Source organism: Vibrio sp. 3-2(1), from assembly GCF_963887575.1.
GTDB classification, from domain to species: domain Bacteria; phylum Pseudomonadota; class Gammaproteobacteria; order Enterobacterales; family Vibrionaceae; genus Vibrio; species Vibrio anguillarum.
Map to the genome: position 1 here is coordinate 186208 of NZ_CAWPGB010000055.1, position 21884 is coordinate 208091.

General features: G+C 45.6%; 19 protein-coding genes. 14 read left to right on the top strand and 5 right to left on the bottom strand.

Features of this window, described 5'->3' with window-relative positions:
• Positions 1-66 precede the first annotated feature (66 nt).
• From pfkA to AACQ79_RS15265, 3 genes are all read right to left on the bottom strand, one after another.
• Positions 67-1029: a 6-phosphofructokinase gene (gene pfkA, locus AACQ79_RS15255; protein WP_026027886.1), complete on the bottom strand. Its 963-nt coding sequence runs from the start codon at positions 1027-1029 to the stop codon at positions 67-69.
• Positions 1030-1289: 260 nt separating this feature from the next.
• The gene (fieF, locus tag AACQ79_RS15260) at positions 1290-2198 is read right to left on the bottom strand and encodes a CDF family cation-efflux transporter FieF (RefSeq protein ID WP_010318335.1); all 909 of its coding nucleotides are present in this window, start codon (positions 2196-2198) and stop codon (positions 1290-1292) included.
• A 122-nt stretch (positions 2199-2320) separates the two neighbouring features.
• Entirely contained in the window at positions 2321-2818 is a 498-nt protein-coding gene (locus AACQ79_RS15265; protein WP_017049227.1) for a CpxP family protein, read from the bottom strand.
• A 183-nt stretch (positions 2819-3001) separates the two neighbouring features.
• Here AACQ79_RS15265 and AACQ79_RS15270 point away from each other — a divergent pair, with 183 nt between their 5' ends.
• The 3 genes from AACQ79_RS15270 to trmL all read left to right on the top strand — a co-directional run bounded on the left by AACQ79_RS15270 (position 3002) and on the right by trmL (position 5665).
• Positions 3002-3688: a response regulator gene (locus AACQ79_RS15270; protein ID WP_013855837.1), complete on the top strand. Its 687-nt coding sequence runs from the start codon at positions 3002-3004 to the stop codon at positions 3686-3688.
• Entirely contained in the window at positions 3688-5088 is a 1401-nt protein-coding gene (gene cpxA / locus AACQ79_RS15275; RefSeq protein WP_013855836.1) for an envelope stress sensor histidine kinase CpxA, read from the top strand. Before AACQ79_RS15270 ends, cpxA begins: the two co-directional genes overlap by 1 nt.
• Before the next feature lie 100 nt (positions 5089-5188).
• On the top strand, positions 5189-5665 hold the full coding sequence (trmL, locus tag AACQ79_RS15280) for a tRNA (uridine(34)/cytosine(34)/5-carboxymethylaminomethyluridine(34)-2'-O)-methyltransferase TrmL (RefSeq protein ID WP_013855835.1): 477 nt from the start codon (positions 5189-5191) through the stop codon (positions 5663-5665).
• 96 nt (positions 5666-5761) lie between these two features.
• Here trmL and cspE read toward each other — a convergent pair whose 3' ends face one another.
• Positions 5762-5974, bottom strand: coding sequence for a transcription antiterminator/RNA stability regulator CspE (cspE, locus tag AACQ79_RS15285; protein WP_013855834.1), 213 nt, complete (start codon positions 5972-5974; stop codon positions 5762-5764).
• A 286-nt stretch (positions 5975-6260) separates the two neighbouring features.
• Positions 6261-6764, bottom strand: coding sequence for an FxsA family protein (locus AACQ79_RS15290; RefSeq protein ID WP_038149154.1), 504 nt, complete (start codon positions 6762-6764; stop codon positions 6261-6263).
• 479 nt (positions 6765-7243) lie between these two features.
• On the opposite strand from AACQ79_RS15290, the gene aspA reads away from it, so the two are divergent.
• From aspA to AACQ79_RS15345, 11 genes are all read left to right on the top strand, one after another.
• Positions 7244-8698 (top strand): aspartate ammonia-lyase, encoded by a 1455-nt coding sequence (gene aspA / locus AACQ79_RS15295; RefSeq protein ID WP_017042195.1) that lies wholly within the window; start codon positions 7244-7246, stop codon positions 8696-8698.
• Positions 8699-8846: 148 nt separating this feature from the next.
• Complete coding sequence (locus AACQ79_RS15300; protein WP_017042196.1) at positions 8847-10160, top strand: anaerobic C4-dicarboxylate transporter family protein; 1314 nt, start codon at positions 8847-8849, stop codon at positions 10158-10160.
• A 515-nt stretch (positions 10161-10675) separates the two neighbouring features.
• Complete coding sequence (locus tag AACQ79_RS15305; protein ID WP_026027156.1) at positions 10676-12121, top strand: YfcC family protein; 1446 nt, start codon at positions 10676-10678, stop codon at positions 12119-12121.
• 842 nt (positions 12122-12963) lie between these two features.
• Positions 12964-14187: an arginine deiminase gene (arcA, locus tag AACQ79_RS15310; protein WP_017046788.1), complete on the top strand. Its 1224-nt coding sequence runs from the start codon at positions 12964-12966 to the stop codon at positions 14185-14187.
• A 73-nt stretch (positions 14188-14260) separates the two neighbouring features.
• Positions 14261-15172: a carbamate kinase gene (arcC, locus tag AACQ79_RS15315; protein ID WP_013855827.1), complete on the top strand. Its 912-nt coding sequence runs from the start codon at positions 14261-14263 to the stop codon at positions 15170-15172.
• Between the two features lie 134 nt (positions 15173-15306).
• Positions 15307-16317 (top strand): ornithine carbamoyltransferase, encoded by a 1011-nt coding sequence (locus tag AACQ79_RS15320; RefSeq protein ID WP_013855826.1) that lies wholly within the window; start codon positions 15307-15309, stop codon positions 16315-16317.
• Positions 16318-16772: 455 nt separating this feature from the next.
• A complete protein-coding gene (pyrB, locus tag AACQ79_RS15325; protein ID WP_017042200.1) occupies positions 16773-17702 on the top strand; it encodes an aspartate carbamoyltransferase in 930 nt (309 codons plus the stop codon).
• A gap of 15 nt (positions 17703-17717) precedes the next feature.
• On the top strand, positions 17718-18182 hold the full coding sequence (gene pyrI, locus AACQ79_RS15330; protein ID WP_017042201.1) for an aspartate carbamoyltransferase regulatory subunit: 465 nt from the start codon (positions 17718-17720) through the stop codon (positions 18180-18182).
• A gap of 407 nt (positions 18183-18589) precedes the next feature.
• Entirely contained in the window at positions 18590-19048 is a 459-nt protein-coding gene (locus AACQ79_RS15335; RefSeq protein WP_088718009.1) for an arginine repressor, read from the top strand.
• A 160-nt stretch (positions 19049-19208) separates the two neighbouring features.
• Positions 19209-21011 (top strand): protein-disulfide reductase DsbD, encoded by a 1803-nt coding sequence (locus AACQ79_RS15340; RefSeq protein ID WP_170899328.1) that lies wholly within the window; start codon positions 19209-19211, stop codon positions 21009-21011.
• Positions 21012-21252: 241 nt separating this feature from the next.
• Positions 21253-21882 carry a response regulator transcription factor gene (locus tag AACQ79_RS15345; protein WP_094500620.1) on the top strand — a complete coding sequence of 210 codons (630 nt, stop codon included), beginning with the start codon at positions 21253-21255 and terminating at the stop codon, positions 21880-21882.
• The last annotated feature ends 2 nt before the right edge of the window (positions 21883-21884 follow it).

Below are 21884 nucleotides of genomic sequence, written 5' to 3' on the forward strand. Positions count from 1 at the left end.
GAGACAAAAAAGACCGCAATGCGGTCTTTTTTACTTAATCACTTTATACCGAGATGGAAGAAGCGATTAAAACAGCTCTTCAGCCACTTTATACAAATCAGTGCGAACTGGACGCTTCATATTTTCAATTGCGTCGATAATATCGTGGTGAACCAACTGCTCTTTCTGAATACCAACACAACGACCACCGTGGCCATCAAGCAGTAAATGTACTGCAAAATTACCCATGCGTGACGCAAGAACACGGTCAAACGCCGTCGGGCGACCACCGCGTTGAATATGACCCAGCACGGTAGCGCGAGTTTCACGTCCCGTTGCTTTTTCAATTTCTTTCGCCAGTTGGTTAGCATCCATCATCAACTCAGTCAGTGCAATAATGGCGTGTTTCTTACCTTTCTTAATACCGTCTTGAACATTTGCAATCAGTTGCTCCATATTCAGGCCAGTTTCAGGGGTGATGATGTATTCACAACCGCCTGCAATTGCCGACATCAGAGTCAAATCACCGCAATGACGACCCATAATTTCAACAATAGAAATACGTTGATGAGAAGAGGAAGTATCACGTAAACGGTCAATCGCATCGATAACCGTATTTAATGCTGTTAAGTAGCCAATGGTGTAATCGGTACCTGCAATGTCGTTATCAATCGTGCCTGGTAAACCAACGCATGGAAAACCCATTTCGGTCAGCTTTTTCGCACCCATGTAAGAACCGTCACCGCCGATGACAACTAAAGCATCAATACCATGCTTTCTTAGGTTTTCGATCGCTTTTTCACGTACTGCGACTTCACGAAATTCAGGGAAACGCGCAGAACCTAGGAAAGTACCACCTTTATTGATAACGTCAGAAACGCTTGAACGATCCAATTTTTTAATGCGATCTTCATAAAGACCAAGGTAGCCATCGTAAATACCAAATACTTCCAAATCAGCACCGAGTGCCGTACGAACAACACCACGGATTGCTGCGTTCATGCCAGGTGCGTCACCGCCACTAGTCAAAACACCGATCTTCTTAATCATGCTCACCCTCGATTTTTTGGGAACTTAATACTAATTTTTTACGCTGTCCGTTAGCGATAAAACCGACAGCAAAATCTTTCTAATCTGTGCATAATGTTACCTTTCCTAAAGAGGAATACTACTGTTATTTGCACGAAATTATGTAAGTTTGCTACTTATGTAAGAGTATTACAGTTTTGAGTTAATGCTTTGTTGATTCATATCAGAATCAGGCTTATTTATTGTTCTTAAAAAGATAGTTAATAAGCGCGTTTTTGTCGCTACCACCCTTGTGATTTTTGCTTTTTTTCTGGTCCAAACACCACAGAATAAGGATCTTGGTGGATTAATACATCAGCTCCCGGGAAAGCCTCGAGTAGCTTATCTTCCACCTCATCGGAAATGCGATGCGCCTCAATCAAGCGGATATTGTCATCTAGTTCCAGATGTAGCTGAATGAATCTTACAGGTCCAGACATGCGAGTTCTTAATTGATGCACACCCAACACACCAGCCACAGAAAGACATTCTGTGCGGATTTGCTTCAATTCCTCATCAGGTAACTTACGATCCAATAAGGTCTGAATGGCCTCTTGCACCATACGAAAAGCGCTGTAAAGAATATAAACGCCAATGCCGATCGCAAAGATGGCATCGGCCTGTTTAAAGCCAAACCAGCTCAATATAAGCGCGATCATAATCGCCGCATTCATGAACAGATCGGTTTGGTAATGCAATGAATCCGCGGCAATGGCTTGGCTGCCCGTTTTTTTCACGACATGCTTTTGGAACAACACTAAGCCAAAAGTCACCAGCATTGCAAACAGGCTGACATAAACGCCATATTCAGGAGAGGTTAATTCGTGTGGGCGGAAAAAACGGTCAACCCCATTGAGGATAAGAAAACAGGCCGAGCCTGAAATGAACATCGCTTGGGCAAGAGCCGCAAGCGATTCCGCCTTACCATGACCAAAGGCGTGCTCTTTATCTGCGGGCTGCAGTGCGTAACGCACCACAATTAAATTGACCACGGAAGCGGCAATATCAAGTAAGGAATCAATCAAGGATGCGAGTAGGCTGACCGAGCCAGTAACCCACCAAGCGATCACTTTTACTATCAGCAACAATGAGGCTACAAGGGTTGCTGTCCAGGCAGCAAGCGTAACAAGGCGTGCGTATTCTTGTTTCATATCACTAAAATCAGCTTGAGAATGAGCAGGTAGTATACCTTCTCAAATTAAGAATGAATATGACACAAAAATGAACAGGCCTCACCCGAGGCCTATTATCAATGATTAGCGGTTATCAATGACTAGCTATTTTTTTTCATGTGCTTAGGACCATTTTCCATGCACTTCTGCATGCGATCTTGTTGTAGCGTTTGCAGTTTTGCTTTTTGTTCCGGAGTTAGCACACTCATCATGTCATGACGTTTTTCTAGCATCTTGACACGGTGAGCGACCTGTTGATCGACCATCTCTTTGGCTAGTTCATTTGCCGCTGCCGCATCAAAGTTCTCAGCGAGCACGAGAGCCTGTACTTTGTCATGGTGCGCTTTCATTTTCGCTTGGCGTTGACCTTTGTGCTCACCCTTCATCGCTTCGCGATTCGCCTCACGCATTCCTTTCAACTTTGCTTGTTGATCAGACGTCAAATCAAGCTGCTGCATCATGCCGCGATCAAAACCGCCACACTCATCATTTGGGCCTTTATGCTGCTCTTTACCACCAAATGCAAAGACGCTTGCTGTGCTAAGAGTCAGAGGAAGTATCACCGCCGCAAGTACTAATTTTTTTGCCATTTTCATCATCTATTCCTTCACTAAGTGGATTCTAACAAGCTGTATTCACAGCGCTTGAGTGTAGAATAGGGCCTGTACGGTAAAGCAACGTATAGTGAGCGTAAAGAATCGTAAAGAGCTTACCGCTCACTGAATATCTTGCCTATTTCGCAGTAAACTGTACCCATAACTTCCCCAACGACGAGGCGACACATGGCGCATATTCTTCTGATTGATGATGATACTGAGCTCACCAGCTTACTAAAAGAAGTCTTGAGCTATGAAGGCTTCGATGTCTCTGAAGCGAATGATGGAGAGAGCGGGCTCGCGGCCATTCATGATCGCATTGATCTTGTCTTACTCGATGTAATGATGCCTAAACTTAATGGGATGGAAACGCTGAAAAAGTTACGTGAAAACTGGCATACCCCGGTATTAATGCTCACCGCCAAAGGAGAGGAGATCGATCGCGTCATCGGTCTAGAACTCGGCGCGGATGACTATTTACCGAAGCCTTTCAGTGACCGAGAGCTGCTGGCACGCATTCGCGCGATTTTGCGCCGAACCCAAACCAGCAATGGCACCAAACATAATGAAGTCATTGAGTGCCAAGATATTCAAGTATACCCCAGCAAGCAGGAAGCCTATTGCCAAGGGCAATTGCTGGACCTTACCACCACGGAATTTGCCTTGCTGACTCATTTTGTGCAAAACCCAGGCGAAACCTTAACTAAAGAAGCGCTCAGCCTTGATGTTCTAGGAAAACGGTTGGCGGCCTTTGACCGCGCGATTGATATGCACGTCTCGAATTTACGCAAGAAATTACCTGAGCGTGTCGATGGTAAATCACGGATTAAAACGCTGCGTGGTCGTGGCTACCTCATGATTCTGGAGGATTAATGCGCCTACCTAAAATCAACAGCCTTTATGGCAGAATTTTTGCCATTTTTTGGTTTACGATGCTGCTGGTGCTGATCGCAGTATTAGCACTGCCGCACCTTGATCCTCGTAAAACCCGTGATATACCTAGCGATGAATACCAACGTCTTACACACTTAAAACAAAAAATAGAGAGTATGTTTAAAGATGAGCATGAACTCACACGCATCCTCTTTCGTTTAGAAAGTAGCAGCAACAAGCGTGGTGAAGGGCACATGCGCGAGAAGAACGGCACTCCACAATTCTTTATCACAACGCCAGATGGCACAATTCTCACCACCAAAACTCAAGCCGACTTTAAGTTTAAAGCACTCCAAAATTTCGTGACCAGCATTGAATCCATTGATAAGCCACAACAGAAGCTCTATGGCCGTTATATGATTTCAGGTCCATTGCCAATTACCCTTGCTAAGCAAGATCTACTCATGTTTGTCGGTATTCGCTGGAATGAGCCCCCTCCGTTCTTATTGCAACTATTCGACCGTCCGTTCGGCCTACTGCTTGCCGTGATGCTCGTCAGTACACCACTACTCTTATGGCTCGCATGGGCATTGAGTCAACCCGCCAGCCGCCTCGAGCAAGCCGCCAAACGGGTCGCTCGCGGCGAATTTGTGGTCGACCCAAGCTTAGAAAAAGGCACCAGTGAATTTCGCCAAGCAGGAAAAAGCTTTAACCAAATGGTAGAAGCCGTCAATCAGATGATTTCTGGCCAGCAGCGATTGCTGTCGGATATTTCACACGAACTGCGCTCCCCTTTAACGCGACTGAGAATGGCCAATGCACTTGCCACTCGAAAACAAGGTAGCAGCTCAGAATTGGAGCGGATCGACACCGAAGCACAGCGTTTAGAGCAGATGATCGGTGAACTTCTGACGCTTTCGCGTATGCAAACCAATAGCCATCTCAGCCGAGAAACTCAACCGCTATCCAGTTTATGGGAGGAATTATTGAGTGATGCCCAATTTGAGGCGGAGCAGATGGAAAAAAGACTCACCTATAATGCGATTCCACCGCACACGATTTCCGGCACACCAAAACTGCTGATGAGCGCATTGGAAAACATTGTGCGTAACGCCATTTACTATGGCAAAGATGAAATCAATATTACCTTTTCGGTCGAAAAAGGCAGACTATCGGTTTGCGTGGAAGACAATGGTGAAGGCGTTCCCGAAAACGAGTTAGACGATATTTTCCGCCCCTTTTACCGTGTTTCCACTGCGCGAGATAGGCACAGTGGTGGTACAGGGTTAGGTTTAGCCATCACCGAAAGTGCCATTCGTCAACACAGCGGTACGATTCACGCAAGTCGCAGCCAATTAGGTGGGTTAAAAGTACAATTCACGCTCCCATTGGATAGTTAAATTCCACTTAATGCCTATATCGCCAAATAACGGGTGACTTGTACTCAATAGGCTCGTCACCTTATACTTCCGGCCCACACTCCTTAAGAGCAGCTATACCATGTTTGATATCGCACTTTACGAACCTGAAATCGCCCCTAATACCGGAAATATTATTCGCTTGTGTGCCAATTGCGGCGCTAATTTGCATCTTATTGAACCGCTGGGTTTTGATCTAGAAGAGAAGAAAGTGCGCCGTGCAGGGCTTGATTACCACGATTTAGCGCGCGTAACGCGTCATGCCAACTTGGATGCCTTTATGGACTACCTCAATGCAGAGCGCGAAACGTACCGGATTTTTGCTTGTACCACTAAAACCACGGGGCACCACGTCGATGCGCAGTTTCAAAAAGGAGATGTGTTGATGTTTGGCCCAGAAACTCGTGGATTACCAGCGCAAGTCATCGAAAGCCTACCGATGACACAACGTATTCGTATTCCGATGATGGCAGAAGCTCGCAGTTTAAATCTCTCTAATGCGGTCGCTATTATTGCGTTTGAAGCGTGGCGTCAAATGGGCTTTGAAGGTGCGCAATAACAGCGCTAGTGCTCTAAAACGGTAAGAAGATAAATCACCAAATAGCAAAAAGGCCGCCTAGGCGACCTTTTTATTAATTCTAGATATTAGGCTAGATTACAGAACAGTTACTTGAGCTGCTTGTAGGCCTTTTTGACCGTTTTCTACGTTGAAAGACACTTTTTGGCCTTCAATTAGAGTTTTGAAACCGTCAGAAGCGATTGCATTGAAGTGTACGAACACGTCAGCGCCGCCGTTATCTTGAGTAAGAAAGCCGAAACCTTTAGTTTCGTTAAACCATTTTACAGAACCAGTTGTTTTGTTAGACATAATGTGTCCCTTTTATTTAAATTCATAAAGTTATCGCGCTTATGCGCAATGCACTGATAGATTGAATTATTTAATGTTACTAATAAGGTAAGGGAAACACTGAGGACATCAACTTTTACGATGGGATTCTGAGAATTTACTTTTACTTTTATTTTTTGTTTCATTAATAACCCCTGAACAACAGAGCGAGGTAACTATATTCGCTAACGTTGCACTAAGCAATCTATTTCGGCATTTAATTTTTACAACTCAAAACAATAGAGTAAGAAACACCATAAAAAGTCTTTTATTTCAGCCTATTATGCTCATCATCTTTACGTTCAAATTCACCTTCGAAGGTTTTTCCCGTTTCAGATGGTTCAAAGTCACGATCAAATGGGGCTTTGTTATGACGGCTATCATCAAACTGCGCCTGAAAACGGCCTGATACACCATTCACCACCACTTTATTCATCAAATAGTTGGCAAGCAAAGCCCGAGGCGCAGGCAATAGCACCACCATACCAAGTGCATCGGTCAAAAAACCCGGTACTAAAAGTAGCACACCCGCCACCGCCAGCATCACGCCCTCAATAATTTGCTGCGCAGGTAGCTCACCTTGGTGCAAACGGTGTTGAACGCTAAGTAAAGTTTGTATCCCTTGACTACGAACCAATGATGCACCAACAAATGCCGTAATCAGCACCAAGGCGATAGTTGGCCACATACCTAGCAAGCTGCCTACTTGGATAAAGAGACCAATTTCAATGATTGGCACAAAAATAAAAGCCAGAAGTAAGATTGGAAACACACGCCCTCCTTTGTTTATTGCTCTCACCTTACCGTCAACCACAGGCGACTACAACACTCAACGCTCAATCAAAGAGCACCACCTCGCAGCCTAAATGACTAAATAGAGCCAGTATCTATCTTAAAATAGACCGAATATTGGCTCTATCTGAAATCCATTCATTCGCTCATTTTGCTAACAAAACCTGAACAAATCTCATACCACACAGACAAATCCAACCGCCGGCATCACAACTATTTATCAACGCGATAACTGTTTTTAAAACCTAAAAATAACGCATGTGAGTGCGTATCAAATTTTCATAAAATATTGACCTAAAAGGTGATCCACTTACTATTTTTTAAATCTAGGTTGAGTATGATGTGCCACAGAAGTCAGGACGGATTTTCCAGCCTAAAATTCTGACGAATGGATTCTTAAACTGCAGAAATGGCTAATAATTTCACTAATTATCAGAATAATTCTCTAAGGATCCTGTTATGGCTACCCTATCAGAAACGACAGCTGCTACAGCTAACTCGGCCACTCGTATCGAAGAAGATCTATTAGGTCAACGTCACGTTCCTGCTGACGCGTATTACGGCATTCATACGCTGCGCGCTATCGAAAACTTTAATATTTCAAAATCAACCATTTCTGATGTGCCTGAATTTGTACGCGGTATGGTGATGACCAAAAAAGCCGCCACGCTAGCCAACAAAGAGCTCGGCGTCATTCCAAGCCAAGTGGCTAATTACATCCTCCAAGCGTGTGACTTGATCCTAGAAACAGGTAAGTGCATGGATCAATTTCCGTCAGACGTATACCAAGGCGGCGCCGGTACTTCTGTCAATATGAACACCAACGAAGTGATCGCAAACCTTGCTCTGGAATTGATGGGTAAAGAAAAGGGTCAGTACGAGTTCATCAACCCCAATGACCACGTTAATAAAAGCCAATCAACCAACTGTGCTTACCCTACTGGTTTCCGCATTGCGGTATACAACAGCATCCTGAAACTGATTGATTCTATTGCCTATCTAAAAGGTGCGTTTGAGCTAAAAAGCCAAGAGTTCTCTGGCATTTTGAAAATGGGTCGTACTCAATTGCAAGACGCCGTACCGATGACCGTAGGTCAAGAGTTCCGCGCTTGGGCGGTCACCATTAATGAAGAGATCCGCAACCTAGAGTACACCTCTAAACTGCTGCTTGAGATCAACCTTGGCGCAACAGCGATCGGTACTGGCCTGAATGCGGCGCCGGGATATCAAGCGGCGGCAGTGAAACACCTTGCTGCGGTGACAGGCTTAGCTGTGGTACCAGCGGAAGATTTAATTGAAGCAACCTCTGACTGCGGTGCTTATGTTATGGCGCACGGCGCGCTAAAACGCCTTGCTGTGAAACTCTCTAAAATCTGTAATGACTTACGTCTTCTTTCATCTGGCCCTCGCGCGGGTCTAAACGAGTTGAACCTACCTGAACTGCAAGCTGGGTCTTCCATCATGCCTGCAAAAGTAAACCCTGTGGTGCCTGAAGTGGTCAACCAAGTGTGCTTTAAAGTACTTGGTAACGACAACACTATTTCCTTTGCCGCAGAAGGTGGCCAATTACAGCTAAACGTGATGGAACCTGTGATTGCACAAAGCATGTTTGAGTCAATTGAAATTCTTTCAAACGCCTGCATAAACCTTCGTGACAAGTGTGTTGACGGCATCACTGTCAATAAAGAAGTGTGTGAAGCTTACGTATTCAACTCTATCGGTATCGTGACTTACCTTAACCCATATATTGGCCACCATGAAGGTGACATCGTGGGTAAAATTTGTGCGGAAACGGGTAAGAGCGTACGTGAAGTGGTGCTTGAGCGAGGCTTACTCACCGCCGAAGAGCTCGATGACATCTTGTCCGTCGAAAACTTTATGCGCCCTCAGTACAAAGCGAAACGCTACGAATAATCAAAAAAGGCTCTGATTCAGAGCCTTTTTACTTTCTACAAGTTATTAAGTGAGGAAAAATTGCGTTACATCATGGCGCAAAGCATACCGTTCAATATCGCTGAACCTGTAGAATGACCCTATTTTTCATTATCTTTAGGAGTATAAGATGTTCTTAATTGAGTTCCTTATCGTATTAGGATGTATCCTAATTGGTGCAAGGATTGGTGGTATTGGGCTTGGTGTGATGGGCGGTATTGGCCTTGCTGTACTGAGCTTTGGATTTGGCATGCAACCAACCAGCCCACCGATTGATGTGATGTTGATGATCATGGCCGTGGTTGCAGCAGCAGCCTCAATGCAAGCGGCTGGCGGTTTAGATTATTTGATCAAAATTGCCACTAACATTTTGCATAAAAACCCTCGCCACATCACTTTCATCGCCCCTTTGGTAACTTACTTTTTTACAATGATGGCTGGTACAGGTCACGTGGCCTATTCAGTACTGCCCGTAATTGCTGAAGTGAGCCGTCGCAGTGGTATTCGCCCAGAACGTCCTTTAGGTATGGCGGTGATCGCGTCACAATTTGCGATTGTAGCTAGCCCAATTGCGGCCGCCGTCGTGGCGTTAGTCGCCTTCTTAGAACCACAAGGCATCACGCTAACGGATGTGTTGATGATCACCATCCCAAGTACCATTCTTGGTTTGGCTTGCGCGTGCTTATTCGTCAATAAAATCGGTGTTGAGCTGAAAGATGACCCAGAATATCAACGTCGCTTGCAAGACCCAGAATTCCGCGCAGAGATGGAACAAGAAGTATCGATTGCTGATATTCAAATCACGCCACAAGCGAAAAAATCGGTCGGGCTATTTTTGTTTGGTGCCATTGTGGTGGTGGTGATGGGTGCATTACCTAGCTTGCGCCCACAATTTAACGGCTCAGCCATGGGGATGGCGCACACGATTGAAATCGTGATGCTGTCTATCGCGGCGCTGATCATTTTACTGTGCAAACCTGACGGCAACGCCATCAGCCAAGGTTCCGTATTCCATGCAGGTATGCGTGCCATCGTGGCGATCTTCGGTATCGCTTGGTTAGGTGACACCTTCATTGCCGGCCATGGTGCCATGGTCAAAGAAGCGGTCTCTGGCTTAGTGGAAGTCGCTCCATGGACATTCGCGTTCGCGTTATTTGCTCTGTCGGTGATGGTCAATAGCCAAGGCGCAACAACAGCCGTGTTAGTCCCTGTTGCAATAACCTTGGGTTTGCCACCAGCCATTATTATTGCGGTTTTCGTTGCCGTTAACGGTTACTTCTTCATTCCAAACTACGGCCCTATCATCGCATCTATCGACTTTGACCGGACTGGTACCACTCGTATTGGTAAGTATATTTTCAACCACAGCTTTATGCTCCCTGGCTTGTTAAGCATGGTGTTTAGTATTGGTTTTGGTTTGTTGTTCTCCAATATTTTGATGTAATCTCTACTATTGTTATAAGGGAGCTTTGGCTCCCTTTTTATTTGTTACGTATAAAATATTGACACATATCAATAAAGCAATAAATAATTACTTCTCTTCATTCATTCAGCTTAATGAATAAAATTTCAATATATTTACCCTACAACGATTATCCGCCTATCTCCATGTCTTCGAATAAAAAGCGTAAGAATATAATTCCATTATTTACACTCAATTACCCTAAATTAAATTCCCTAAAAAAACGGTGTGTAACTCGGTACTATTGTTTTGTGAAGCAAGACAAAGTTACGCTTTAAAACTCACCTTAGAATTTATACAGATATCTGAGCAAGTGAGCATTTATGTTTACTTAATAATAATTAAAACTTTTCATTTAACGTATTTAATTGAAGTTCCAATAACTTTTTATTCTTTCACCCCTAGTAGATAATATTTTAATGGGCTGGAAGACTGAAGAACATTAGCCGCTGAACACACTCAGAATCTCGTTGTTCTCTGAGTGTAAGGAGATCGCTATGACAACCCAAACTGTATCCACGGAACCTAAAGGTGGCTTCTTTGCTAACTTTAAGTTTCCTTCCGCTTACACCATCCTTTTCATTCTAATTGCTCTTGTGGCCCTTTTAACCTGGATTGTGCCTGCCGGTCAGTATCAGCGCACCATGAATGAAGAACTGGGCAAAGAAGTGCCTATTGCGGGAACTTATCAACACGCAGAAGGTAACCCACAAGGGGTGATCGATGTGTTGATGGCACCGATTGACGGCTTTTATGACCACAACAGCTACGAAGCTGCCGCGATTGACGTGTCTCTGTTCATTTTGGTCATTGGTGGCTTTTTGGGCCTAGTGACCAAAACAGGTGCGATTGATGCGGGCATTGAACGCGTAACAGCGCGGCTTGAAGGGCGTGAAGAGTTGATGATACCCATCCTGATGGCGCTGTTTGCCGCAGGCGGTACGATTTACGGTATGGCGGAAGAATCCTTACCTTTCTACACCTTACTCGTACCAGTGATGATGGCCGCTCGTTTTGACCCACTGGTTGCCGCCGCTACCGTACTGCTTGGCGCGGGTATCGGTACGCTGGGCTCCACTATCAACCCGTTTGCCACCGTAATTGCGGCCAACGCAGCGGGCATTCCGTTTACTGATGGCATCATGTTGCGCTTAGCAATGTTAGCTGTCGGTTGGGTTATCTGTGTGCTGTACGTGATGCGCTACGCGAAAATGGTGCAAGCAGATCAAAGCAAATCGATTGTGTACGATAAGTACGAAGAGAACAAAGCTCACTTCCTTGGCAACCAAAGTGGAGAGAAACTCGAATTCACCGCCACCCGCAAAGTTATTTTGACCATTTTCGCGGCCGCTTTTGGCGTGATGATTTATGGGGTATCTGTTGCTGGATGGTGGATGGCTGAGATCTCAGCCATGTTCTTGGGCGCAACCATTATTATCGGTTTAATTGCTCGTATGAGTGAAGAGGAATTCACCACCAGCTTTATTGATGGTGCACGAGACCTATTAGGCGTAGCGCTGATCATTGGTATCGCACGCGGCATTGTGGTGATCATGGACCGCGGGATGATCACCGACACTATTTTGTTCTCAGCCGAGCAAATGGTTACTGGCCTTTCATCCGTCATTTTTATTAACGTAATGTATTTACTGGAAATTCTTCTCTCTTTCCTTGTACCTTCGTCTTCTGGCCTTGCGGTATTAACCATGCCCATCATGGCTCCATTGGCTGACTTTGCAGGCGTTGGCCGCGACCTTGTCGTCACGGCTTACCAATCGGCTTCAGGGATAGTCAACCTCATCACGCCAACCTCTGCGGTAGTGATGGGCGGCTTAGCAATTGCTCGTGTACCTTATGTTCGCTGGGTGAAATGGGTCGCACCACTGTTAGGCATATTGTGCGTATTCATTATGCTATCTCTCAGCCTAGGTGCGATGCTATAGCGCCAAACTGATGAACGATATGTCGTAGGTGAAAACCGCGTCACACCCTTTAAAAGCCGCATGATTGCGGCTTTTTTATTGGCAGGCCGACTTAGGCTCTTGGCTGCGCAGCTACTCAACTCTAAACATGATACGTTAGCCAAATCAGGAAATGATGGCTTTCAACGTCGTTAGATAACCATTAGTTTTGATGGCTATTTTTTTATAGCAATCGGCTGGGATAAATAACCACTTTTGGTGACTAAATAAAACGCGGCCTATATTCCTTTATCACCAAATTCAGATCGCCTGCTATTTCATCTCTCATTTTCCGTCCTCTATTACGCCAATTCAGACAAAACATCTACATTAGAAAGCCTGCGTGAGATCAAGTTTTATTAAGAAAGTTATGTTAACACAGCCCATTTCTTCGACTCATATTCAACTATATACCCTTTTCAAGTGCATATTCTTAACCCATTCGATGAATTATCGATGTGTTTTTAGTGCATAAAATTCCCAAACAAAATACCGATCCTATATGGAGTAGTGCTGCGTGAGATTTAAATTGAATGAACATCCATAAAAAAGGCAGTAATAAATATGACACTCACAATATAAACACTGCATAAACATTGTTAAAAAACTATTATTTTCGCCGAATTTCAATATAAATCATTCTGTGATGGACCTCTAAGAACATATACAGACCAAGGGTAATATTAATTGCAGAACAAAGAAGTGAATAAATAAATTCATACTGAATTCCCTACAGAAATAATTATGTATTTATCCAGAACAAGTTGAATTTAATGTCAAAAATATAACGGCATAAATGCATATAAATTAAGAGAGATACTATTATGAGTAAGTTATATGTTGGTTCTGAAATTGGTCAATTACGTCGAGTTCTTGTTCACCGCCCAAGACGCTCACTCACTCACTTAACACCATCCAACTGTCACGACCTTTTGTTTGATGATGTATTGGCCGTAGAGCGTGCGGGGAAAGAGCATGATGCGTTCACACAAACGCTACGTGACCAAGGTGTTGAAGTTTTACTGCTGACCGATCTATTAGCCGACACGCTAGCGGTTCCCGTCGCAAAAGAGTGGCTGCTTACTCAACAAGTATCGGATTACCGCCTTGGCAAAACATTTGCGAATGACGTGCGCTGCTACCTCAGCGATCTGCCAAACCTTGAATTGGCAAAAATCCTGACAGGTGGTTTGTCTTACGCTGAAATGCCAATGAAATCCTCTTCAATGATGCAAGGCTTGCATGCACCAACCGATTTCATCATTGAACCACTACCAAACCATCTATTTACTCGCGATACGTCTTGCTGGGTATACGGTGGCGTGTCAATCAACCCGATGGCAAAACCTGCACGTCAACGTGAAACCAACCATGTGCGTGCGATTTACCGCTGGCATCCAAGCTTTGCGGGCCAAGACTTCATTAAATACTTCGGTGATGACGAGAGCATTAATTACGATAATTCAACCATTGAAGGTGGCGACGTTCTTGTGATTGGCAAAGGTGCAGTACTGATTGGTATGTCTGAGCGCACCACAGCGCAAGGTGTTGAACACTTAGCTGCGGGCCTATTTAAACATGGCCAAGCGAAGCAAATCATTGCGATGGAACTACCAAAACACCGCTCTTGCATGCACTTAGATACCGTCATGACACACATGCGTGAAGACACCTTCTCTGTTTACCCAGAAGTGGTACGCAAAGATGTGAAATGCTGGAGCCTCACAGGCGATGAGTCTGGTGCCGTGAACGTGAAAGAAGAAGGTTACTTCGTTACCGCCATCGAAAAAGCACTTGGCGTTGACAAGCTCAACCTAATCACAACGGGCGGTGACAACTTCAACGCAGAACGTGAACAGTGGAACGATGCAAACAATGTCCTAACCGTCAAACCTGGGGTCGTGATTGGCTATGAAGGCAACACCTATACCAATGAAAAATACGACAAAGCAGGCATCACTGTTCTGTCTATTCCTGGTGACGAATTGGGCCGTGGCCGTGGCGGTGCACGCTGCATGAGCTGCCCAATTGAGCGTGACGGTATCTAGCCCTTAGGCTAATCAAATGGGTTGAGGCAAATTTCCTCTGCACGCCTCAACCCACCTTAGAAGAGATAGAATTATGAGCAAACAAACTGTTGTTGTTGCATTAGGTGGAAACGCGCTACTTCGTCGTGGTCAGCCATTAGAAGCAGATGTTCAACGTCGCAACATTGAAATTGCAGTCAAAACCATTTCCGAAATAGCCAAACACTATAACGTGGTGCTGGTGCATGGCAATGGCCCTCAAGTTGGCCTGCTGGCACTACAAGGTCTCGAATACAAAAAAGTAGCGCCGTACCCACTCGACGTATTGGGCAGTGAAACTCAAGGGATGATTGGCTACATGTTGATGCAAGAGTTCAAAAACATGCTGCCTGAACGCAACATTTCGTGCATGTTGACCCAAATGATGGTCGACCCGAAAGACCCTGCATTTGCCAACCCAACTAAACCGATTGGCCCAGTTTATCAAGAAGCAGAAGCGCGTGAATTGGCTGAGAAATACCACTGGACAGTCAAGCCCGACGGCCAATACTTCCGCCGTGTGGTTCCGAGCCCTCAACCGATAGGCATCGTCGAACATGATGCGATTTCCCAGCTTATCAGTGCCGGTCATTTAGTGATTTGCACCGGTGGTGGCGGTATTCCAGTCAAACGTGAAAACGGCAAATTAGTCGGTGTAGAAGCAGTGATAGACAAAGACATGTCTGCTGCCTTTCTTGCCAAACAATTGAACGCCGACGCGCTGCTGATTTTGACCGATGCTGACGCCGTTTACCTTGATTGGGGTAAACCAACCCAACATGCGCTGCGCAGCACAACGCCAAGCGAGCTTGCCAACTATCAATTTGATGCTGGTTCTATGGGGCCAAAAATTGAAGCCTCGTGCGAATTCATTCAACAAGGCGGGAAAGTCGTTGGGATCGGCGCGTTAGAAGATGGCCTACGCATCTTAGAAGGCACAGCAGGCACCAACATTACGCGTGACTAAAACATTGTTTTTAAATCTATTTTATAAACCGAATCTGTTTTTAACTTTAAACAACTGTTTTTAACTTTAAACAAATAGTAACGCTTTCTTCCACCCTCTCATCAGAAGCAAGCGTTGCAAATGAGGAAAAGATCATGGCTTTTAACTTACGCAATCGTAACTTTCTAAAACTTCTTGATTTCACTCCACGCGAAATCCAGCACCTATTGGATCTATCCCTTGAGCTGAAAAAAGCCAAATACAACGGTTATGAGCAGCCTCGTCTCAAAGGCAAAAACATTGCACTTATCTTTGAAAAAACCTCAACTCGCACTCGCTGTGCATTCGAAGTAGCAGCGTTTGACCAAGGTGCTCAAGTCTCCTACTTAGGCCCATCAGGTTCACAAATTGGCCACAAAGAGTCGATGAAAGATACCGCGCGCGTCTTAGGCCGTATGTATGACGGCATCGAATATCGCGGCTTTGGTCAAGAGATCGTTGAAGAGCTTGGTGCCTACGCTGGCGTACCAGTATGGAACGGCTTAACCGACGAATTCCACCCAACACAAATTTTGGCTGATTTCCTTACCATGATCGAACATGGCCGTGGCAAACGCCTCCATGAAATGAAATTTGCCTACCTCGGTGATGCACGCAACAACATGGGTAACTCCTTGATGGTGGGCGCTGCGAAAATGGGCATGGACATTCGCCTTGTTGCACCAAAAGCGTTCTGGCCAACCGAAGAATTAGTCGCGGAATGTCGCACTATTGCAAAGCAAACAGGCGCGAAAATTACGCTTACAGATGATGTTCAAGAAGGCGTTCAAGGCTGTGATTTCCTTTACACCGATGTTTGGGTATCGATGGGCGAAGCGAAAGAAGCATGGGCAGAGCGCATTGAATTGATGCTGCCTTACCAAGTGAATATGGCGATGTTAAAAGCCACTGGTAACCCACATGTGAAATTCATGCACTGCTTGCCTGCTTTCCACGGCGAAGATACCACCGTTGGCAAAGAGCTTGCGAAAAACTACCCAGTGCTTGCCAAAGGCGTTGAAGTGACCGATGAAGTGATTGAATCTGAGCATTCCATCGTGTTCGATGAAGCTGAAAACCGCATGCACACCATCAAAGCCGTGATGGTGGCCACCTTAGGTAACTAACTTAGGTAACGAATAGTAGATAATGAATGTAGGCGATGAATCGCCTACTTCATCTCTTTGATGTTGAATCGATGCGAGCTTGAATAAAGCTCGCATTTTTTTTCAGTCAATAACACTCACAAATCGCGCTTATGCTTTAGCTGTAAACGCGTAGTAAATAACATCGAAATTAAGCTAATTTCGCATAAAAATCCATTTTCTGGATATTTTCCAAAGAGTATTGCCAGCGTGTTTTTTGTCCGTATAATCCTTCGCAATTTGTCTAAACGGAGCAGAAAATGAACCGCAGCACTCCCCATCAACGCCATCCATTACACCCGGCGCCGGTCGAGTTAGCTGTTTTGTTTTTCTGTTCTGAACGTTATTGAAGCCTCCTATTTTAGGGGGCTTTTTTTTTAAGCAAAATTTCGCAAAGGCTAGTAGCCAAAGCGAACCATACAGAGGGAAGACACGTTATGGCGCATTCGTTATTTAACAAGCACATCATTTCCATTCCAGAACTGAGCCGCGCGGAACTGGAGCTGATTGTTGAAACCGCAACAAGGCTTAAAGCGGAACCAAACCCTGAACTTCTCAAAAATAAAGTAGTAGCAAGCTGCTTCTTTGAACCTTCTACACGTACCCGTTTGTCGTTTGAAACGGCAGTGCAGCGCCTAGGCGGCACAGTGATTGGTTTTGATAATGGCGGCAATACGTCACTTGCCAAGAAAGGGGAAACCTTAGCTGACTCGGTGCAAGTTATTTCCTCTTATGTCGATGCATTTGTTATGCGCCACCCACAAGAAGGCGCTGCACGTTTAGCCTCTGAGTTTTCCAACGGCGTCCCCGTAGTCAACGGTGGTGATGGAGCTAACCAACATCCAACTCAAACCTTGCTCGATCTGTTTTCCATTTATGAAACGCAAGGCAGGCTCGATAACCTTAACGTCGCGTTCGTCGGCGACTTAAAATATGGCCGCACCGTCCATTCGCTCACCCAAGCCTTATCGAAATTCAACAATGTACGTTTCTTTTTTATCGCCCCAGAAGTGCTGGCGATGCCAGATTACATTTGCGAAGAGCTCTCAGAGGCTGGCATTGCGTTTAGTTTGCACGCCAGCATTGAAGAGGTCGTGCCTGAACTGGATGTGCTGTACATGACGCGCGTACAAAAAGAGCGCTTTGATGCATCCGAATACGCACATATGAAATCGGCTTACATCTTAACCGCAGAAACATTAAAAGAAGCGCGCCACAATTTAAAAGTGCTGCACCCACTGCCTCGGGTCGATGAAATCACCACCGATGTCGATAAAACACCTTACGCCTACTATTTCCAACAAGCCGAAAACGGCGTTTATGCGCGTGAAGCTTTATTAGCCCTTGTTCTTAACCCAACCTTATAAGTAGGAGATAAAATCATGGTAAAAGAGACCCAATTACAAGTTGAAGCGATTCGTAACGGTAGCGTGATTGACCATATCCCTGCCAACCTTGGGATCAAAATTCTCTCTTTGTTTAAGTTAAATGAAACCAATCAACGTGTGACGATTGGCCTAAACCTACCCTCTTCTGCGTTAGGTAATAAAGATCTGATTAAAATAGAAAACCTTTATCTCACCAAAGAGCAAGCGAACCAATTAGCACTGTATGCCCCGAAAGCCACCGTCAATCAAATTGAAGAGTATAAAGTGGTCAACAAACTGACCCTCACTTTGCCAGAGAGAATTGACAGCGTATTTCGTTGCCCAAACAGCAACTGCATCTCTCATGGCGAGCCTGTCGAGAGCCGCTTTAAAGTGCAACTCAAACAAGAGAATGTGCATCTCAAATGCCACTATTGTGAGAAAGTATTCTCGCGCGAAATCATGACTGAACGTTGCTAAAACAGCACTAAGCGCGCATCCATCGCGTTTACAGCCCTGTCAGCCTCCAGCGTCCTAACTCGGCGCTGGACCAACTTACGAATCTTGCATATTTCCGTGCATATTATTCCATCAAATCAACATAAAACGCCAAAAATCAATCGGTAATCTAGTTTATTATTTGGTGATCCCCCGCAAAAAGCGACACATTGATTAATGTTAAGCTACAAGCATCAATAATAATCCCCCACCACTTATAGAGGGGAAAGAGCAATGCTCAACCGTTGCGCCATTGGCGTCAAACATAACGTGAACTCACACTCTATGGCTTTGGGAGTGTGCTGGCATGGTAAGGATCACCGATACCCCAGACGCAGTAGCGTGTATAAAAGGAACCGCCCGTGAACAGAAAAATCCCCCACGGCGCAATGCAAACCGATGACAAAACGTTAGCTTCCGCTTGTAAAAAAATCCTACAACAACAAAGTTTTGCTAACCAAAATGAGCTACGACTCAGGCTGATAGAGCTCGGCTACGAAGGCATTAGCCAATCCACTGTGTCACGCTTGCTTTCCCAACTTGGTGTGGTGAAAGTGCAAAATGCGTGCGGCAAAAAAGTGTACTGCATTACGGTCGAAACCGCGCCAGTGCGTGTTGAGTCATCTATCGCCTCACAAATTGAGTTTATCACTCACAATCAATCCACTGTGGTGGTGAAAACTCATCCTGGAAGTGCTCAATTAGTCGCACGATTGGTTGATATTGATCCCCACACTGAGATTTTAGGAACGGTCGGTGGTAATGACACTGTGCTTATTATTCCCAAAGACATCAATAATATTGAAGCGTGTGAAGCGGTGGTGAAAACTCGCCTAGGTGTCGCTTAACCCCCATCGCCCAGCCAAGTGAGGTCCACAACCTCACTTGGCTTTTCTCGCTTCACTGCCTCATCAGCGACGATTTTTCCATCACTGTGAAACTTATTGCGCCGAAAAGCGGTCTGATTGGGTTAAGATGACACTCACCTAATGAAGACTCGATTTTTGTATGCGCCTACTCTTTTCCTTTGTACTGCTAGCTCTGCTGACACTTTCCCAACCTGCGTTGGCGGTCTTCGGCAATGACAATCCATTCAATAGTGGTAACAACCTCGGTTTGGCCTCAGCCGACAATCAATTTGTCCCAGTTGACCAAGCGTTTCCTTTTCATGCCGAGCAGCAAGGTAAGCAGATCTTCTTAGATTGGCAGGTCAAGCAGGGCTATTACCTCTACCAAGATCGGATCAGTATCAGCGCCGAAAATGCGCAGCTTGGTGAAATCGAGATGCTCGATGGTCAGCCATATCACGATGAATTTTTTGGTGATGTGAAGATTTATACTGAACCACTGTTTGTCGACGTACCGCTCCTTAGCGTATCGGCAAACGCCAAATTAATTATCCAGTACCAAGGGTGTGCCAAAGCGGGCTTTTGCTATCCACCAGAAACGCGAATTATCGACCTTCAAGCTGTGGCAAGCGATACTCGCTCTGACAACAACACGGCTACCAATATGGCGAAAAGCGAAACAGATTCGCCAAAAGCGCCCGTGGCTGAACAAGACGGGCTAGCAAGCCGCCTCGCCGATTCTTGGTGGACACCGCTGCTATTTTTAGCACTTGGCGTTGGCCTCGCCTTTACCCCTTGCGTACTCCCGATGTACCCGATCCTCACCAGTATCGTGCTTGGTCGTGGTCAACTTTCACAACAGCGCGCGTTGATTTTATCGTTTATTTACGTGCAAGGTATGGCGCTCACTTATACCGTACTTGGCCTAGTCGTCGCTTCGGCTGGGTTACAATTTCAAGCCGCGATGCAGCACCCTTATGTACTGATTGGTCTCAGTACCCTATTTGTGCTACTCGCCCTGTCGATGTTTGGCGTTTATACCTTGCAACTGCCAAGCAAAGTGCAGACGTGGCTAAGCAGCCTGAGCAATAAGCAGCAAGGCGGGAACAGTCTTGGCGTGTTTGCCATGGGCGCGATTTCCGGTTTGGTTTGCTCACCGTGCACCACCGCGCCTCTTTCTGGCGCGCTGCTGTATGTCGCGCAAAGTGGCGATCTGTTCACTGGTGCGATTGCACTGTATGCCTTAGCAATGGGCATGGGGATTCCACTGATCTTGGTCGCCGTATTTGGTAACAAACTGCTACCTAAAGCGGGTGGCTGGATGGAGAGAGTCAAAACACTATTTGGCTTTATTTTACTGGCTGCGCCGATCTTCTTACTCGAACGCTTATTGCCACCAATGTGGTCAACGGCACTCTGGTCCGCGCTTGGGATCGCCGCGTTTGGTTGGCTCTATCATTGTAAAAACAGCTTGCCGTTTGGTGGCTGGAAACAGAGCATGGTTGGCATTATTGCGCTATTGGGTCTGTTTGCTTCAGCGCAACCTGCACTGGATGCATGGTTTAAGCCAGAACAAGCCAACCTAGCAAGCCGTAGCCATGTCGAGTTTATTCGGGTGAATAATATTGCCGAGCTCAACTTGCAGTTGAGCCAAGCCAAATTAGCAGGCAAACCCGTCATGCTCGATTTCTACGCCGACTGGTGCGTGGCATGTAAAGAGTTTGAAAAATACACTTTCCATCAGCAAGAGGTCGCGCAGAAACTGCAAAACTTTGTGCTATTGCAAGCGGACGTCACCAAAAATCAGCCACAAGATATTGAGCTGCTCAAGGCGATGAACGTGCTAGGGTTACCGACGATTGATTTTTGGAATGCGCAAGGTGAACGCGTTTCAAACGCGCGTATCAGCGGTTTTATGCCAGCCGATCGCTTTTTAGCGCACCTCATCGCCCACCAGCTTTAAGGTTTACCCGTTATTGCCGCCAGTTTGAGCAAGCCATTGCAACCGTCGGCAATAATGGCGCGTGAACGCCATCACTTCTTCTCGAACCGCTTGGCATGCACCACTCTCAGATCAGGCTCAGTCACTACTAAGTCTCAGACAAAAAGTGGATACAGTTCAGACTTTTAGCGTATAAAGATTGTTCAGCGAGAGATCGCGGTCAATAATCGATTTAACGACATTGCTAAAAGTGTAAAACGTCATGGATTCGACCTACACCATCATCATTGCTGACGACCACCCTCTGTTTCGCAATGCGCTATTTCAATCAGTGCATATGGCGATAAGCGGTGCCAATTTATTGGAAGCGGATTCGCTAGATGCCCTGTTAGCCTTATTAACCAAACAGAGCGATGTGGATTTGCTGCTGTTGGATCTCAAAATGCCAGGCGCAAATGGGATGTCAGGGCTCATTCACTTGCGAGCCGAATACCCTGATTTACCGATTGTGGTGATTTCAGCCAGTGAAGAGCCTTCGGTAGTAGCGCAAGTAAAAAGCCATGGCGCGTTTGGCTTTATTCCGAAATCGAGTGACATGCGCGCGCTGATCGCAGCACTCAATCAAGTCCTAGCCGGTGACCCATTTTTCCCTGAAGGGCTAATTGCCAATCACGCCGCGTGCAATGATTTAACCAAGAAAATTGCCGCCTTAACCCCGCAACAATACAAAGTATTAGGCATGCTCTCTGATGGGCTACTCAACAAACAAATCGCCTATGAGCTTAATGTTTCTGAGGCGACCATCAAAGCGCACATGACGGCTATTTTCCGTAAACTTGGGGTTAAAAACCGCACTCAAGCAGTAATTTTACTCAATGAGTTGGGCGAGTAGTC

What these genes read in the sequence shown, in the direction of transcription:
- pfkA (WP_026027886.1), bottom strand. Translation starts at nt 1,029, where the DNA reads ATGATTAAGAAGATCGGTGTTTTGACTAGTGGCGGTGACGCACCTGGC.
- fieF (WP_010318335.1), bottom strand. Translation starts at nt 2,198, where the DNA reads ATGAAACAAGAATACGCACGCCTTGTTACGCTTGCTGCCTGGACAGCA.
- AACQ79_RS15265 (WP_017049227.1), bottom strand. Translation starts at nt 2,818, where the DNA reads ATGATGAAAATGGCAAAAAAATTAGTACTTGCGGCGGTGATACTTCCT.
- AACQ79_RS15270 (WP_013855837.1), top strand. Translation starts at nt 3,002, where the DNA reads ATGGCGCATATTCTTCTGATTGATGATGATACTGAGCTCACCAGCTTA.
- cpxA (WP_013855836.1), top strand. Translation starts at nt 3,688, where the DNA reads ATGCGCCTACCTAAAATCAACAGCCTTTATGGCAGAATTTTTGCCATT.
- trmL (WP_013855835.1), top strand. Translation starts at nt 5,189, where the DNA reads ATGTTTGATATCGCACTTTACGAACCTGAAATCGCCCCTAATACCGGA.
- cspE (WP_013855834.1), bottom strand. Translation starts at nt 5,974, where the DNA reads ATGTCTAACAAAACAACTGGTTCTGTAAAATGGTTTAACGAAACTAAA.
- aspA (WP_017042195.1), top strand. Translation starts at nt 7,244, where the DNA reads ATGGCTACCCTATCAGAAACGACAGCTGCTACAGCTAACTCGGCCACT.
- AACQ79_RS15300 (WP_017042196.1), top strand. Translation starts at nt 8,847, where the DNA reads ATGTTCTTAATTGAGTTCCTTATCGTATTAGGATGTATCCTAATTGGT.
- AACQ79_RS15305 (WP_026027156.1), top strand. Translation starts at nt 10,676, where the DNA reads ATGACAACCCAAACTGTATCCACGGAACCTAAAGGTGGCTTCTTTGCT.
- arcA (WP_017046788.1), top strand. Translation starts at nt 12,964, where the DNA reads ATGAGTAAGTTATATGTTGGTTCTGAAATTGGTCAATTACGTCGAGTT.
- arcC (WP_013855827.1), top strand. Translation starts at nt 14,261, where the DNA reads ATGAGCAAACAAACTGTTGTTGTTGCATTAGGTGGAAACGCGCTACTT.
- AACQ79_RS15320 (WP_013855826.1), top strand. Translation starts at nt 15,307, where the DNA reads ATGGCTTTTAACTTACGCAATCGTAACTTTCTAAAACTTCTTGATTTC.
- pyrB (WP_017042200.1), top strand. Translation starts at nt 16,773, where the DNA reads ATGGCGCATTCGTTATTTAACAAGCACATCATTTCCATTCCAGAACTG.
- pyrI (WP_017042201.1), top strand. Translation starts at nt 17,718, where the DNA reads ATGGTAAAAGAGACCCAATTACAAGTTGAAGCGATTCGTAACGGTAGC.
- AACQ79_RS15335 (WP_088718009.1), top strand. Translation starts at nt 18,590, where the DNA reads ATGCAAACCGATGACAAAACGTTAGCTTCCGCTTGTAAAAAAATCCTA.
- AACQ79_RS15340 (WP_170899328.1), top strand. Translation starts at nt 19,209, where the DNA reads ATGCGCCTACTCTTTTCCTTTGTACTGCTAGCTCTGCTGACACTTTCC.
- AACQ79_RS15345 (WP_094500620.1), top strand. Translation starts at nt 21,253, where the DNA reads ATGGATTCGACCTACACCATCATCATTGCTGACGACCACCCTCTGTTT.